Origin of the sequence: Shewanella oncorhynchi (genome assembly GCF_012584455.1) — a bacterium.
In the GTDB taxonomy this organism is placed as follows: Bacteria; Pseudomonadota; Gammaproteobacteria; order Enterobacterales; family Shewanellaceae; genus Shewanella; species Shewanella oncorhynchi.
Map to the genome: position 1 here is coordinate 72,801 of NZ_JABAEB010000014.1, position 15,407 is coordinate 88,207.

The following is a 15,407-nucleotide window of genomic DNA, read 5'->3' on the forward strand; positions in this document are numbered from 1 at the left end:
TTTATCCTTTGTAAGTCGCTACAGTGAAATAAAACTATGTGATTAAGATTTTTCCTACATATTTTTCAGCAATTTCTTTTAAATAATAGTCGTAAAATATTTGAAGGCAGATGAATTTAATCATAGGCATTCTCATTGTTTTTAATTCATAAACATTTGTATATATTTGTATCTCGAGTTTTGATCCTCTAGTGATTTAAATTATAGCTGACTATCTATATCTCGGTGTTGCAGCTTTTTTGCGGCAAGGGCGTAACAGGCATTTGTCTATTAGTATTTTAATTTTAAAGGGTATTCAATGGGTAAGGTTAGAGTGATTGTCTTAGAAGACCACCCCTTTCAACGTGCAGTACTTGAGCATAATCTTGCATCTCTTAGCAACGTTGAGGTGTTTGCTTTTGGGGCAGCACAAGATGCGCTTGTTTGGCTCGATGAGCATCATAGTGCGGACATAGTGATATGCGATCTCATGATGGCAGGTATTGATGGTCTATCGTTTTTGCGCAAAGCAAAAGCAAAATACGATATAGCTTCAGTTGCATTATTTAGTTGTATTGATAAGGAACTCAGGCGGTCTGTATCGCAGATGATTAAAATGCTTAATTTTGAATATCTTGGTGATTTAAGTAAGTGCCCTTCAGTGGATAATTTGCAGCGTATGTTAGATAGATTTACCAACAGTCGCATTCAAAGGAGTCAAATTTCTTCGGGTTTTATCGCTGCTAGGTGCCCCGAAAATTTTGTATTTGAGGATTTTGAACAAGCATTGAAGCAAAGGCAGTTCGTGGGTTTTTATCAGCCCAAATTTGATGTTGCAGGCTTTAGCTTGAAAGGGGCAGAAATGCTCGCACGCTGGCATCATCCTGATTTTGGATTGTTAAATCCCAGTACTTTTATTGACCGGTTAATTTCACATGGCTTACTTGACGATTTATTCTTACAGTTATTCGAGCAAGGCTGCGCTTTACAACAGCGTTTACAACAACATGAAAGCCTAATTTCTCTCGCCTATAATCTCGATATCTCTCAACTTAATTCGACTAAATTAGTGTATCAGATTGTCGATATGGTAAAGAAATTTAACATTCTTCCTCAATGCATTACCCTCGAAATTACTGAGACGGGTTTGTTGGCTGCGCCAGCAGTGAATATGGAGAATTTAATCCGCTTGCGAATGCTAGGATTTGAATTGGCGATTGATGATTTTGGTGCTGCACATTCTTCATTGGCACGTTTATGCGAATTGCCTTTCTCACAAATTAAATTAGATGGTTGTTTTGTGCGTGAACTTAGTGTTGAGCCTAGGTGCCAAGCCGCAATATCCAGCGTGATAGCGTTATCACAAGCACTTAATATGGAGTTAGTGATAGAAGGTATTGAAACAAATTCCCAATTAGTATTGTTGCAACAGCTTGGCTGTACGATTGGACAGGGTTTTTGTTTTTCTCGTCCTATTGATGAGCAAACATTTATCCAACGTTTTTTCCCTGCGAGTTTACAGCTTAAAGAACTACAGGAGCTTAGCCTTGAGTTTTAGTGGACTAACTTGTTTTTGTTAGCTCACGGATCAAGGATTTTCGGTTCACTTTCAGTCCTATTTGTTCATTATTTTCTGGCCATGAATAATATTGTCTTGGACGTTTGAAGCGGGCGATTTTGTTGGCAAGGAACAGTTCGAGCGTATTTGCAATCGACTCTGGGTGGTGGGGTAAACTGCCGCGAATGATGGCGGCTGGGAGATTGCCAAATTGTACATCTGGTATGGCGAAAACGATTGCATCGTCTATTTGTGGGTGCTGTTTAAGCGCGGCTTCGATTTCTTCTGGCTGGATGTTTTCGCCGCCGCAGATAAACATATTATCGACGCGACCAAGAATACGCAGATTACCATTTTCGTCCCATTCGCCCATGTCTTTGGTGTAAAACCAGCCGTCTTGTTCAACGCACTTTTGTATTCCATCTGCGGTGAGATAGCCCATAAACAGGCATGCGCCGCGCACCAAAATCACACCATCTTCGATTTTAAGCTCACGCTTGGGGAGTAATTTGCCACTGCTGCCGTCGCTAAAAGCGTGACCTGTGGTGATCTGCGAGCCCATTTCCGTCATGCCGTAACTGGTGTAACTGGCGATATTGCGTTGCTTAAGTTGTTGGAGTAAGTCGATTGATACTGCGCCGCCACCAAGTAATAAGGCTTTGATACTTTTAAGCTTGCTGCTCGTATCGGCGAGTAACTTGCTCAGTTGTGTGGGAACGAGAGATATGTGAGTCAACTGATCTTGGTCAATCTGCTGACCAAGGCTAAGCGCTTGATCTGGCATGACAACACTGGCACCGACTAAGGCACAGCGGTTTAATATCGCAAGACCGCCAATATGGAATAAGGGCAAGGAGAGTAGCCAGGCATCACCTTGTTCGAGTGGGATTAAGCTGCGGGCACCTTCGGCATTGGCAATATGATTCGCTAAGCAATGCACCGCCGCTTTGGGAAAGCCACTAGAGCCTGAAGTTAAAATCACATTAGCTGGACGAGTAAAGTCGACAGTCAGGGCTAAGTCACTGCTAACGCGATTGAAATTTAAGCGCAAGTGATGGCAATTCTGTAGTTCACAAACCTCAGCACTCCAAACATAGCGGATCTGATGTTCATTAATTAAGTCTTGGATCTGCGCGAGGGGGAAACGTGGTGAGATAGGAAAAAAGATTACTCCTATATCGATGCAGGCCCAATAGAGACAAATGATCTCGAGATTATTGCTAGCAATACAGGCGAGCGGCTCACCGTTTGAGATCCCCGCAGCGCTTAGCTGCTGAGCCAGTGCGATAACGCGCTGGCTAAGCTCTGAGTAACTAATGTCTTGCCCCGCCAACTTGATGGCTGTCTGCTGTGGAAACGCAAGCGCAGCTTGGTGCAAGGGTGACAGTGCAAGCGGTTTTGATAGGCTGGCATTAGACAAACTCGTTTCCCTCACTTGTAGCTGTATCATCATTTTGTTGAATTGAATCAATGGTATGCAGTGCAATGGGCTCAAGTTGCGCGAGTGTGAGGCAGTATTTTTTACCCGATGACACGACTAAATCTTGGCTAAAGGCGCTGAGGGTATCGAGCCCAGGGATTTCATCCGGAGTGAGAATCGCGGCTAAATGGGCCAGATCATTAATGCCTAAACTGCTCTCTAGACTTGAACTGATAATGCAACGTACGCCATAGCTTTGCGCCGTATCGATTAAATTAGCTAGCTTTTCGATACTGCCGAGCAGCATAGGTTTGATAACAAGCGCAGTCAGGCCATTTTGCATTACAAACTGGTATTCTGGATCGTTGAGCGATTCATCGAGGGCGTAGGGTATACCAATTGCTTGATAAAATTCATGATTATCATGAGGATTCAGGCAAGGTTCCTCAATGTACTCTATGGTCTCTAGGGGCAAGCAAGCGGCAAATTCGATTGCTTGCTCAAGTGTAAACCCTCGGTTCGCATCCAAACGCAATTTGAGATCGGGGCGGGTACGTAAAATGCCATAAATCAGGCTTAGTTCATCTTCGATTGAAGTTTGCGCGACTTTGACTTTAACCGAACGAACATCCCTGCCAAGGGCGGCAATTTTGCTATCGAGCAAGTCTTTGCTGGCATCCGTTGGATGATAAATCAAAGGGACTGTGGCCGTTTGTGGACGAATGGCATCGAGTTTGCCCATTAACTTGGCATGTAACAGACTTAAACCAAAGGCCAGAGAAGGGTAAGGGCTTTGCTCGGCGCATTCCAGCAATGTATCAATATGCCGACCGCAGAGTTGGGGTAATAATCCAGTCAAAGCCGTTTGCACTTGAGTGAGTGTTTCACGGCTGAACCCCATCAAGGCTTGTTCATCGACATCTATGCCAGAGAGTGGGGCTATTTCAACTTCGACTTGTCTGTGCTCGCCACCAACATTACCGCTGGCACTGACACTGGCTTGTAGTACTAATCCCGCTCTGTGATCGACACGTTGCTTGCCTACGGGCAATAATACGTCGAGCGGTAGTCGATATTGATACAGGTTAAGCGAAGTTAATATCATATATTACCTACATTTTAATTCTGTCATTACCCTAGCAACTTCACTATTTTTGAGGTTAATGCCTCGGGAGCGGCTTGGTGTATGTTATGGCCGGCGCCGTGAATACTATGGACGAGGATGGGCGCGTGTAATTGCCACTCTTGGGCGAGTGCGTGGAACTTAGCATCTTGGTTGCCCGCAAAGAAATGGCACTCACAGGTAAGCTGCAAAGGTACATCCCACATCGATGCTTGGTGTGCGAGTGAGGTGGCTATGAATACCTCTTTAAGCCGCTGTTTAGGATGCAGATCTAATGCTGCAGAACGATGCTCTATTAAGGTTTTTCGTTTGGTAGCCGTCATATCGGCAAATACGGGCTGCTGATACCACAAGCTTAAAAAGTCTTTGCCATTCAGATGCAGTAAACGCTCGGCCCACTGGGTATCATTTTTGGTTCTGGCAAGTTTTTCTTGCGGGTCTGTAAGTCCAGGATGGCAGGATTCGAGGTTTAGGCTCAGTAGTCTTTCTGGATAGGCTTTGGCAAGGTGCAGAGCAATACGGCCACCGAGAGAATAACCGTAGAGATGGAATTGACCAATATGAAGGCCATTCAGGTGTGCCAACACATCTTCAACACATTGGTTAAATCCATCTAATTCGGTTGGCTTCAACTCCTTTTGGTTATCCCCATGGCCCGGCAGATCTAAGCAAATACAATGAAAGTGCTGGCTTAGCACAGGCATTAACGGCAACCAGTCTGTCTTAGTGCCTAAAAAGCCATGCAGTAACACTAAGGTCGGTAGTGAAGAATTGCCGTAACGGGCCATGGTTGGCATTAGCTTTGTTTCACCCACAAGTTGAGCTCGGCGATTTGGTCGCTGGCTTGTGTTTGACTTACATTGACTTCAATGATCGAAGCCCCCTGAAAATCCAGCGCTTCATTATAGCTATCTTGAAAATCGGCTAAATTATCCACTTGATTATAGGGCAAATTAAACATAGCTGCGGCGTAGCCAAATTCTAAACCGTGGCTGAGTCGATAATAATCGCTACGGACTTGTTCATTGGGAACGGGCAATAAGTTGAAGATATTACCGCCATCGTTATTGAGGATCACGATCACCAGCGGGCTGGTTAAGCCTTTAGCGATGGCCAGCGAGTTAAGATCGTGCAGTTGTGATAAATCACCGATGATTAAACTCGTGGGTTTGCCTTCATGGGCCGCAATACCGCAGGCGGTGGCGAGTAATCCGTCAATACCCGATGCGCCACGATTAGTATAAGTGGTTGCCGTACAACAACTGACAGGGGCATACATGTCGTACAAGCGTACAGGCAGGCTGTTGCCGATAAAAAGCTGCTGTTCTAGCGGACGAGTATTGGCGATGGCCCGCACAACTTGTGCTTCACCAAATTCCCCTTGGTCGATATTGCGCACAAATAAGTTATGCAATTCATCGTTATAGGTAATGAGGGTATTCGCCCAGTTTGCCGAGGATGAGCGATACCAATTTAAGGCCGCAAACTGCTGTGCATTCGCGTGCCAAATGTGTTTAGCATTGTGGCTAGGGTCAAGCCTGTCTTGTTCTGGTAAAACCTGCCAATAGCTGTGCCAATTTTGCTCGGCGAGATAGCCTATCAAGCGTTTTGATAATAAACGGCCGCCGAATACGAGTACACGATCCGCTTCCTGCAATAGATTGCGCGCCCTTGGATGTTGCAACAGTTGATCAATATTACCTATCGCCGCGGGATGCTGACGCAGTTGCGACTGGGCATCGGTAAGTAATGGCCAGCCGATTTTTTGCGATAGGGCAATTAGTTGCTGTGGATCTTGTTCAGGCGTGAGAGTACCGACAATGATCACCCCTTTACCGTGAACGAACCGCATAATGGCATCATCACTTGGGCTGCTCACCTGTTTGCTCTTACCGTATTGGGTATACGGGCGTGCGAGCTGCAGCCAAGTTTGCAATGGTTTGAGGTAGGGTGATTCGGCATCGAGAATCGCGCCACCGAGTTCACTCGGATACAAGGGCTCACGGTACATACAGTTGATGTGCACTGGACGAGTTTGATTCGCCACTGCTTCATCCACTGTGGTAAGCAACGCCTGCGGTGCGATATGTGTATCCGGTGTTGGCAAATTTACTTGAGTGGCATAATTCGCAAAAATTCCCGGTTGGACTATGGCTTGATTGGCACCGCAGCCGAGTAATTCGGGCGGACGATCGCCACTTAAGACGATTAAAGGTACATGGGTCAGCCACGCCTCCACAATGGCAGGGTACAAGTTGGCGACTGCTGTGCCTGAGGTCGTAATGATAGCGACCGGTGCGCGGCTAGCTTTTGCTAGACCTAAGGCCATAAAGCCGAGCCCACGCTCGTCGAAATGTAAGTGACGCTGGAGTTTAGTTTGCTGGGCGGCGGCGAGGGTTAACGGTGTTGAGCGCGAGCCCGGCGCCATACACACATGTTGCACGCCAAGACGTGCTAACTCCTCAAGAATAAGGGCGCCCCAAATAAGATTAAGAGTGGCTGTATTTTCGGTCCGCATAGCTGAATCTATTAGGATAAAGATGGGCTTAGTGTAACGTGTTTATGCTCCAAGATGTATGCTTGGTTTAACAATTCTCGAGTGGATCGCATGGGGGCTGAGGTGGAGCCTAAGCTAAGGCAGAGGATGCCTGTCACCTCGTGTATCGGTGGTTTGTTGTTTGGATATGTTGAGCTATTGCTTGGCTAGATAATACGATCGACGATTTTTTTAATCTCTCCGCTTAACCATTTTAAGTCCTCATTGATTGCATTAGGCTGATTTTTTTGCACTAAGAAAATCGTTGGGGTTTCTGTATCTGCATATAAACGTTCTGCTTCATACTGCGATAGTTGACAAGTATGCAGTTCAGGAATATCGCTCACCATTTCGTAAACTATCCGATAAGGCAATAGGGAGACTGCATTACTTTCGCCTAGATATTCAAACAAACTTGAAATACTGGTAATGGTAATTTCAGTATTGAGTTTAATGCCATTTGTTATGCAAAACTCTTGGTATGGACTCAATTTGGTGCTGGGATTACCAAGATCCGTATTGACATAGGGGTATTCCGCAATCGTTTCTAGGGTGATTTCCCGTTTAAAAATAGGATGATGCCTGCTAGCAATCAGGTAGAGTTTGTCCATACGTTGCAATTCAGTCGTTAGCAGTTTATCGCCGAAGGCGGCAACATCGGCAGCACTTTTATTGCAACAAATACCTAGGGTTGTATCACCATTAATAATGTCTTGAGTCGTATGCATAGACCAAGGGTTTATATTAATGTGCATGGGTTTTTGCTCTTCTTTAATAGCCTGCATCAAGGCTTTAGGAAAGGTGTAGGCAATTAACCCTGGCGCTGCAATTTCGACATGTGTCTTAACTTGGCGAGTGTTTGCTATTCTGGCTTTTTGAAACTTATCAGTACACTCAATTGCTTCTTTTGCAATTGGATATAAATGAGTAGCAAACTCATTTGGGAATAAGCCATATTTACGACGAATAAATAACTCATCACCAAAAATTTCCCGTAGATTTTTAAGGCTACGGCTGATTTTAGGAGCTGGAATGTCTAGCGCTTTCGATACATAGGTTGCTGACTTGTTCTCATATAATGAAACAAGTATTTTTAAACTCAGAATATCGAGGCCATCCATGTTACTAATGTGCATTTTTTATATTCCTTAATATTGAGCAAATACTTAAATCAACGCCTAATTATGGTGCTAATTAATAATTTTAATGTGAAACTAATCCCAAGTTTTGGATCTAGATTTTATCTATGTGTATCAAAGGTTTTTTTGTTTTATTTTTAATATTTAAAATGGTTTTTCATAAAATTTAAAATTTCAAAAACTGATATTTACATATTTAAAATGCAAATACTGAATTATCAAGTATCAATATTTGTATTAAAGATTTGCATAATTCTGCAATGTGATGCGTGATGTAAATCATTGTTTATATTTAAGTTGTTATTTGCAAGTGTGACATGCGTCAAGAAAAGATAAGTGTTTTCAAATAATACTAAAGTTGCTTTAAAGGAGATAGCAAAAAATAAATTAGTTTTTGGAGGCGTGTATGAATACTTCAGTCATTCTCAGCTATGCGTTTATGTACTTCGTACTATTCGTAGCAGTACCATTCGTGTTTGTGATGTTTGTCATGACTTGCATTAAGTTTTTTAAAGCAGGTCCTGATGAAGCCGCACATCATGAGATGAAACTTAAACCAGTATTGTTTGATAAACAAAGCTTCAATTTTTTTAAATCATTAAAAACAGTTGTTGAAGGTAAATACGATGTTTGTTGTAACGTGCCATTAGACACTGTATTTGAGATGGACAAACATGATACGGAATTAAATCATGAATGCCGACTCGATTATGTATTGATCGACCATGATTCATCTGAAGTGAAAATGGTTATCAGTGATTTTGGCAAAGAAACTAACTCACCACTGAAAAAACTGTTTAGCAAGTTCAATATCAGTTTCATTGAAATGAACCAGCATAAACAGTGGGATACTCAGAGTCTTAAGCAAGCCTTGGCTGTGTGATCTTGACCGTCGGGTTCGGAATTATCCGAACTCGACCCCTTCTTTACCTTCCTACGGATAAATGTGAGGACTTCCTATGTCCAAAAGACAATGGCTGTGGTCGTTACGCTTAGGTGCTGCTGCGTTGCTTTTAAGCTTTTCTGCAATGAGTGCTGAGCCAGCCAATCAAATTAACAGTGATGCTTGTATGAAGTGTCATAAGCGTAATGGTCAAATGTTAGGGCATCATGGTCAAGATGCGATGAAAATGAGCTGTTCTTCCTGTCATGGAGAAAAGGGCGACCACCCTAAGAAACCGAATGATATGGTGGTCTTTGGTATGGAAGAATCGTCGGATCTGACGGTTCAGCTGAGAGTGTGTCAGAAGTGTCATACCAAGAAAAAACTCAGTGGAGCAGATTGGACGCATAACGTACATGCTCAAAAAGTGCCTTGTGCCGCCTGCCATAAATTACATAGCCCAACGGATCCAATGGCGGATATGACGCCGAAGGTTCGCAGTGAGCTATGTAGCAGTTGCCACACTGGCAAGCAGGAGTAAGGTTATGGAAAATTCAAAAAGAAGATTTCTAAAAGGCACCTGTGCCTTATTTGCCGGCGCTACAGGTGCATCATTACTCGCCACAGTGAATGCATCGGATAGCGTTAAAGCAGAACCTGATGTCAAATATGCACTTATTCATGATGAAACTAAGTGTATAGGTTGCCAAGCGTGTGAGGTGGCTTGTCGTGAAGTGAATAATGTACCCGAAGGTGTTTCTAGGCTTCAAATTAAGCAAGCGGGTCCCTTTGGCGAATACCCTAATCAGTTTTATCACTTTAGTCGCAAGTCTTGTCAGCATTGTGAAGACGCACCCTGTGTAAATGTATGTCCAACGGGAGCTGCATTTATTGATAAAGAAACGGGTATCGTTTCTGTCGATGCATGGAAATGCGTAGGTTGCCAATACTGTATTGCAGCTTGTCCTTATCAAGTCCGTTTTATTAATCCTGTCACCCATGCGGCGGATAAGTGTGATTTCTGCCGAGAAACTAACCTAGCTCAAGGTAAACAACCTGCCTGTGTTGCTGCTTGCCCAACAAAGGCACTCGTGTTCGGGAATTTAAAAGATCCGACTTCTGAGGTTGTTCAAGTTCTGCGGTCTAATCCAACCCAGCGCACTAAGGTTGATCTTGGAACGAGACCTAAATTGTTCCGTATCGTTGCAAAATCAGGGGAGGTGATACTATGAGTGCCCTACATTTTGATACCTTAGTGTGGCATTGGCCGATTGCAATTTACCTGTTTTTAGCGGGTGTATCTGCGGGAGCCATGTTCTTCGCCGTACTGTTGAAACATTTTGTTTTGAAGCAAAACGCCTATCAGTCTGGTTTTGTGCGAGCCGCTTGTATCGTCGCGCCTGTAGCTGTGATGGCCGGGTTAGGGATATTGGTCGCAGACTTAACTAAACCTCTCGATTTTTGGAAGATTTTGGTGTTCTACAACCCTAAATCTGTCATGTCGATGGGCGTGCTTATTCTGCTGATTTACCAAGTATTTATGTTTATGTGGATTGGTTTAACCTTCCGTAAACCTGTTGATGCTTGGTGTGAAACACGCTTTCCTATTGTGCTTAAGTTGACCGCATTATTGGCTCGATTTGAAGCGACAATTACAGGATTGCTCGTGATTCTATCCTTGGCATTGGGCGCGTATACAGGCTTCCTGCTCTCGGCCTTGCCAGGCTATCCCATGCTTAAAAACCCTGTGTTACCTCTGCTGTTTTTGGCATCTGGTTTGTCTTCCGGTGCGGCATCATCTTTACTCGGTGGCGTGTTGATGAATGGCAAACCTAATGACAAAGAGGTGCACTTTATCCACAAGGTTGAAATCCCACTGATTTTAGTTGAAATCGTGCTGATTTTTACCTTCTTTATGGGCTTAGTGCTAACAGGTGGACAGAGTAAAATAGCCGCCTTTAATGCCTTAGGGTATGGCTTCTGGGGATGGATTTTCTGGCTTGGTATTATTGGACTCGGTTTGTCTGGACCATTGGCGATGAATCTGTTTATGACGGCGACATCTAAACGGAAATGGGCCTACGTGGCGGGGACGGCTTGCTTGAGCTTGATCGGGGTATTACTGCTACGTAACTTCATACTCTATACAGGACAAATGACGATCGCTTAAGGCGTATCGTTAATTAATGACGAAAAAATCATAATAATCAATGGAATCGACGGATCGCGGAAACAATGTCAAAGGAAAACATTGTAGATGAGGCCCTTGCGGCGCTGGCTGAGCTCTCAAGGGTTAAGTCTAGCCGCGGTTGGTTGTGTAACAGGGAGGTCGCTGGGCAAGGATGCCATATTTTACACTTCAATATTTTGCCCTGCCTCCAAACGGGCCTCGCCACCTTATTCCTAAGGGTGGCGTTTCTTGTTTTAGGGAGGCACGATTTACTCGCCGAGGTTATTAATCCATTCACTCATTACCACATGGGTTTTGATCTTGATGATGTCAGTGTGAGTGTCGATATACTCACGGATCTCATGCAGGCGGCGCATCGAGGGCGCATGCACGTACACGAGTAAATCCATATCACCAGAAATACCACGGCAGGTAATCACTTCGGGAATCGCTTGGAATACGTGTACCACGTCGGCGCAACGTGGACATTGATGCTGGATTTCGAAATAAGCCGATACTCCTTCTTTTTGCGACTCACTCAAGAGCACTTGATAGCCACGGATCACTCCAGTTTGTTCGAGCTTTTTTATGCGCTCGGCAACCGCACTACGGGATAGATTGACCTGTTCGGCGATATTCGACACGCTCTGGCGTGCATCCTGACGCAAACTATGAATGATGGCCGTATCGAATTTATCCAAGGGTGACTCCAGTGAAAATGGCTATATTGAATCTGTGTGTTATTTTGCCATTGGTTTGAATAACCACAGAATTTGCTGAGTATTTTTACTTAAAATTGCATCAAATCTTAAACTGGCCGTTATTTTGATGGAAATAACGCTATTTGCCGCGATTTTGCCGGTGTTGGACGTGGAGAACACTGAAATTAACGGCAGATTGTAGGGCGAAATCTCATTATACTGACAGCTCAAAAACCACAGAATATTAACAGATGAATTCAAATAGCGGAACTATAGGTCGTTGGCAAGGTGCGGGTTTAATGGCGACCACTTTGCTCGGTACAGGGGTATTTATTTTGCCTCAGATGACTATTGAAAAAGCGCATTCTGGCGCCTTAGTCGCATGGATCTTGTTAACCTTGGCCATTATTCCTGTGGCACTGGTCTTTGGTCGTTTAGCGAGTGTATTTCCCCATGCCGCAGGCCCCGCTTACTTTGTCGAAAAAGCCTTTGGTCGCACTGCTGGTCGAACAATTGGACTGATCTTTTTACTGGTTGTGCCCATGGGGGCGCCGGCCGCGATTTTGATGACCTTTCAGTTTGTGAATGCCTTAATACCGATATCGGGTTGGTCCAAGGTTGGTGTTGAAATACTCGTGATTTTTGGCTTGTTTCTGATTAATTTAAGAGGCATCCAAGTGTCGGCTAAACTGCAATTTGGCCTGACACTTTGCATAGTCGCCGTTGTTGTGGTCTTGTTTGGTGCGAGTAGTCTTCAGCAAGGTCATCTCACGACACTTGCTAGCCATGGTATGCCTGAAATGCCGACCGTGATGATTGCCGCTGGCATCGCTTTTTGGAGTTTCTTGGGTATAGAAGCTATGACCCATCTTGCCGATGATTTTCGTCGTCCGCAGCAGGATATGATCCCCGCTATGATGATGGGCACAGTGCTGGTGGGCGTGATTTATGTGGCTTGTACACTTTTACTGCTATTAGTGCCGACAGATAAAAGTGTCGCCATGATCGGCGTGTTTGACCAACTACTCGGTGGTTACGGTGCGCAAGTGATTGGTGTGTTAGGTATCGCAAGTGGATTGGCTACCGTTAACGTGTATGCGGCCAGTGCGGCACGTCTGGTCTGGAGTTTTAGTTGTGAAGGCATTTTACCGCGCTTCTTTGCCGTTAAGAATGCCCACGGTGTGCCCATTCGAGCACTGGCTGCGCTGTTATCTGTGATGGCAAGCGTGATTGTACTGACTTACCTTACCGGGCAAGAGTTAGAGCACCTTATTGCATGGAGCAACGGCGTATTTGTGGTGATCTATTTGATGGCTATGCTCGCTGCCGCTAAGTTATTACCACGGCACAATTGGCCGCTGGTGGCGCTGGGTTGTGCGTTTTGCTTAGTATTAGGTTTTGCCCTAGGTGCAAGTATGTCCTACGTGCTTGTGTTGATCTTAGTGGTCGCACCATTTTTGTGGTGGCAAAAGACCCATATTAGTCGCAAACAAAGTTTGGCGTTACCTGAGTAATATTCGCACCCTCTGGGGCTAAATCAACATGATGGGTTAATTAAGAAAGCCCCGAACTTTTTATTGTCATAAGAGTTTGGGGCTTTTTTGTGTGGCTTAGTGGATTTCGAAACTGGATATGATTGAGCGCGATTAAATTGAATGAAATAAAGAGGTAAACCTTAAGTCTGATGGCCGCCAAGCTTTGTTGCCGAAGGACTGCACATTACTGATATTTAATGTATCTCGGTGAGCGAGGCGATAACTTGTGTTCTATATTTTGATCATTCATACGGAAGGAGAATAAATATGGATTCAGCTGCGTTGCTCAATCGTGTCGATGAGTTACCTAGGTTACCTAAGGCGATCAGTGAATTGTTAGATGCGGTCAATGATGACAATGCGACAGTAAAAAGCATTGCCACTAAAGTTTCACACGATCCCTTAATCAGCGCTAGGGTGTTACGCCTTGCTAATTGTGCCCACTATGGACGTAGTCGAGAGGTTGGTACTATCGATGAAGCTGTTGTGCGTCTTGGGATGCAAACCTTACGAACCTTAGTGCTCGCATCGGCGGTGATTGGTGCAGTCCCTAAGTGTGAAGGAATAGATTTAGCCCAGTTTTGGGGGCAAACCTTTGAGATTGCGCTTTATAGTCAAGAAATGGCAAAGCGTTGTGGTGCTGTCCCAGAAGAAGCTTTTACTTGCGGTATCTTGCATCGTATTGGCGATCTATTGATTGCGGCAGTATCGCCTGAAGATGCGGCGAAAATTGCCGAAGCTGTGGCGCAGGGTAAAGATAAGCATCAGTTTGAGCGCGAGTTACTCGGATATGATTCCCCGGATATTGGCGCATTGCTAGCGAAGAATTGGAAGTTTACACCAGCGTTAGTGCAAGGCATTTTGTATCAAGACCACCCTAAGGATTCAAACCCATTTTCAAAACTTGCTGCGTTATTATGCTTATCTTACAAAGTTCTAGATGAGTGGGATACGATTGAGGATGAGGAGAAAACCAGTTGGTTATCTCAATTAGCGACTAAGAAAGGATTGAAGATGGAGATGGGCGGGCTAAGGACTAAGTTGACTGAATTACACGGTTCGGGATATGAAATCGGTAAAGCGTTAGCTTAGAATTTTGTTTCGCTTAGTTTTTTGGTGAGTAGGGCGGCAGTAAAAATATTTTTAGCCAAAGAGTGATATCAATTTAGTCTTAAGAAGACCATCGCGTGAATGGGGAACGGGTGTTTCGCATTCACGCTTTTTTATTGGCTTTTGTTGATTTGCACTTTGACTGAATAGTGTATGTGGTTAGCCAGTTTGTTGGGTTGCAGCGATGGCAAGATTACGCATTTGGATCAACTCGCTGTGTTTGAGGTGCAACAAATCGGCGGTGCGTCGAATGATCTGGTCTTCATATTGGGATAGCTGGCCATCGGCGTAGGCCAGTTGCCACATTGCGAGCAACAATTGCTGCTTTTGCGCTAGGCTAAATTCAGCGTTAATGGCTGATGTGAATTCAAAGAGTGAGGTCGCGCTGCCTTGTACGCCTTTAGCCTCATCAATCAGCATCTTAGCGTCTACGCCTGACATTGATAAGGTATCGGTTAGCATCTTAGGTAATAAGGCTTCTTCCTCTGCCGTTAAGGTCTCATCGGCAAATACGACTTCAAGTAACATACTCGCTGCGGCCAGCTTAAGTTGATGTGCCTTGTCTTCAGGGGAGACTGCTTGAGTATGAGCTTCAAAAAATCGTCTTAATTTCGCAATCATATTTGGCGGTTCTCATGCTGGAGGGAATATAAAGTAGAGTCGATTGGGAAGTGAAAGTTCACCCTAAACCTTGTATTGCTTAGGGTGAGGTAAGACTGAATTACAGTAGCGAGTTCAGACCTTTCACCAGTAAGTCTGAGGTGCCTTCAGTGCCATTGGTATCTAAGTAAGACTTAGCTATGTTGATCATTGGCATTGCTAGATCTTTAGAAATACCCAATTTTTCAAAGGCGTCTAATACCATAGCACTGCCTTGCAGTGATGAACCTAAATCACCCGCTTTGGATAATAAGCCAGAAACACCTGATTTTGAGTCCAACTTAGGCGCAGCGGCTAGCAAGCTATCGGCATTAGGAATGCTGGCAGCCAGTTTTGAGTAGTCGGTTGTTCCTAGGCTTGATTGCGCTAAGCCTAATAAACTGCCTAAGCCACCTTCGGCTTGAGTTTGGTTTAAACCCAATTGTGACATTACGCTGCCAACTAAATCATTCGACTGAGTTGCCGCTGCCGTAGTGGTCGCTTTTTCAGTTTTGGCTTGAGTTCCTGCCAAGTTATCTAACCAGCCTGCACTGGCGGGCGCCGCTAAAATACAAGTGCTGAGGAGGATAGAGAAGGTCAGAGTGTGTTTCATA

The 15,407-nt window shown here is 44.5% G+C and carries 15 protein-coding genes; 7 read left to right on the top strand and 8 right to left on the bottom strand.

Annotated features, from left to right (window positions below; translation table 11 throughout):
- Positions 1-298: 298 nt before the first annotated feature.
- Positions 299-1,537, top strand: coding sequence for an EAL domain-containing response regulator (locus HGO26_RS19180; protein ID WP_168827250.1), 1,239 nt, complete (start codon positions 299-301; stop codon positions 1,535-1,537).
- 4 nt (positions 1,538-1,541) lie between these two features.
- Here HGO26_RS19180 and menE read toward each other — a convergent pair whose 3' ends face one another.
- The 5 genes from menE to HGO26_RS19205 all read right to left on the bottom strand — a co-directional run bounded on the left by menE (position 1,542) and on the right by HGO26_RS19205 (position 7,752).
- Entirely contained in the window at positions 1,542-2,987 is a 1,446-nt protein-coding gene (menE, locus tag HGO26_RS19185) for an o-succinylbenzoate--CoA ligase (protein ID WP_425596662.1), read from the bottom strand.
- A complete protein-coding gene (gene menC, locus HGO26_RS19190) occupies positions 2,950-4,062 on the bottom strand; it encodes an o-succinylbenzoate synthase (protein WP_168827252.1) in 1,113 nt (370 codons plus the stop codon). Before menC ends, menE begins: the two co-directional genes overlap by 38 nt.
- A gap of 26 nt (positions 4,063-4,088) precedes the next feature.
- Positions 4,089-4,877, bottom strand: coding sequence for a 2-succinyl-6-hydroxy-2,4-cyclohexadiene-1-carboxylate synthase (gene menH, locus HGO26_RS19195; protein WP_168827253.1), 789 nt, complete (start codon positions 4,875-4,877; stop codon positions 4,089-4,091).
- Positions 4,877-6,598 (bottom strand): 2-succinyl-5-enolpyruvyl-6-hydroxy-3-cyclohexene-1-carboxylic-acid synthase, encoded by a 1,722-nt coding sequence (menD, locus tag HGO26_RS19200; protein WP_168827254.1) that lies wholly within the window; start codon positions 6,596-6,598, stop codon positions 4,877-4,879. Before menD ends, menH begins: the two co-directional genes overlap by 1 nt.
- 185 nt (positions 6,599-6,783) lie before the next feature.
- Positions 6,784-7,752: a LysR family transcriptional regulator gene (locus HGO26_RS19205; protein WP_105250597.1), complete on the bottom strand. Its 969-nt coding sequence runs from the start codon at positions 7,750-7,752 to the stop codon at positions 6,784-6,786.
- 409 nt (positions 7,753-8,161) lie between these two features.
- Here HGO26_RS19205 and HGO26_RS19210 point away from each other — a divergent pair, with 409 nt between their 5' ends.
- The 4 genes from HGO26_RS19210 (at position 8,162) to nrfD (ending at position 10,808) form a co-directional block, all read left to right on the top strand.
- Positions 8,162-8,638 (top strand): DUF2726 domain-containing protein, encoded by a 477-nt coding sequence (locus tag HGO26_RS19210; protein WP_105250596.1) that lies wholly within the window; start codon positions 8,162-8,164, stop codon positions 8,636-8,638.
- Positions 8,639-8,714: 76 nt separating this feature from the next.
- Positions 8,715-9,179 (top strand): cytochrome c3 family protein, encoded by a 465-nt coding sequence (locus tag HGO26_RS19215; RefSeq protein ID WP_105250595.1) that lies wholly within the window; start codon positions 8,715-8,717, stop codon positions 9,177-9,179.
- 4 nt (positions 9,180-9,183) lie between these two features.
- Complete coding sequence (locus HGO26_RS19220) at positions 9,184-9,870, top strand: 4Fe-4S dicluster domain-containing protein (RefSeq protein WP_105250594.1); 687 nt, start codon at positions 9,184-9,186, stop codon at positions 9,868-9,870.
- Positions 9,867-10,808 carry a cytochrome c nitrite reductase subunit NrfD gene (gene nrfD, locus HGO26_RS19225; protein WP_105250593.1) on the top strand — a complete coding sequence of 314 codons (942 nt, stop codon included), beginning with the start codon at positions 9,867-9,869 and terminating at the stop codon, positions 10,806-10,808. Before HGO26_RS19220 ends, nrfD begins: the two co-directional genes overlap by 4 nt.
- Before the next feature lie 269 nt (positions 10,809-11,077).
- Here the strand turns inward: nrfD and HGO26_RS19230 are convergent, their stop codons facing one another.
- Positions 11,078-11,509 carry an Lrp/AsnC family transcriptional regulator gene (locus HGO26_RS19230; RefSeq protein ID WP_006079646.1) on the bottom strand — a complete coding sequence of 144 codons (432 nt, stop codon included), beginning with the start codon at positions 11,507-11,509 and terminating at the stop codon, positions 11,078-11,080.
- A gap of 251 nt (positions 11,510-11,760) precedes the next feature.
- On the opposite strand from HGO26_RS19230, the gene yjeH reads away from it, so the two are divergent.
- Together yjeH and HGO26_RS19240 are read left to right on the top strand one after the other, a co-directional pair.
- The gene (yjeH, locus tag HGO26_RS19235) at positions 11,761-13,023 is read left to right on the top strand and encodes an L-methionine/branched-chain amino acid transporter (protein ID WP_168827255.1); all 1,263 of its coding nucleotides are present in this window, start codon (positions 11,761-11,763) and stop codon (positions 13,021-13,023) included.
- Positions 13,024-13,311: 288 nt separating this feature from the next.
- Positions 13,312-14,136: an HDOD domain-containing protein gene (locus HGO26_RS19240; RefSeq protein WP_131525752.1), complete on the top strand. Its 825-nt coding sequence runs from the start codon at positions 13,312-13,314 to the stop codon at positions 14,134-14,136.
- 177 nt (positions 14,137-14,313) lie between these two features.
- Here HGO26_RS19240 and HGO26_RS19245 read toward each other — a convergent pair whose 3' ends face one another.
- Together HGO26_RS19245 and HGO26_RS19250 are read right to left on the bottom strand one after the other, a co-directional pair.
- A complete protein-coding gene (locus tag HGO26_RS19245) occupies positions 14,314-14,775 on the bottom strand; it encodes a tellurite resistance TerB family protein (RefSeq protein ID WP_168827257.1) in 462 nt (153 codons plus the stop codon).
- 100 nt (positions 14,776-14,875) lie between these two features.
- A complete protein-coding gene (locus HGO26_RS19250) occupies positions 14,876-15,406 on the bottom strand; it encodes a DUF2780 domain-containing protein (protein ID WP_168827259.1) in 531 nt (176 codons plus the stop codon).
- Position 15,407: the final 1 nt, after the last annotated feature.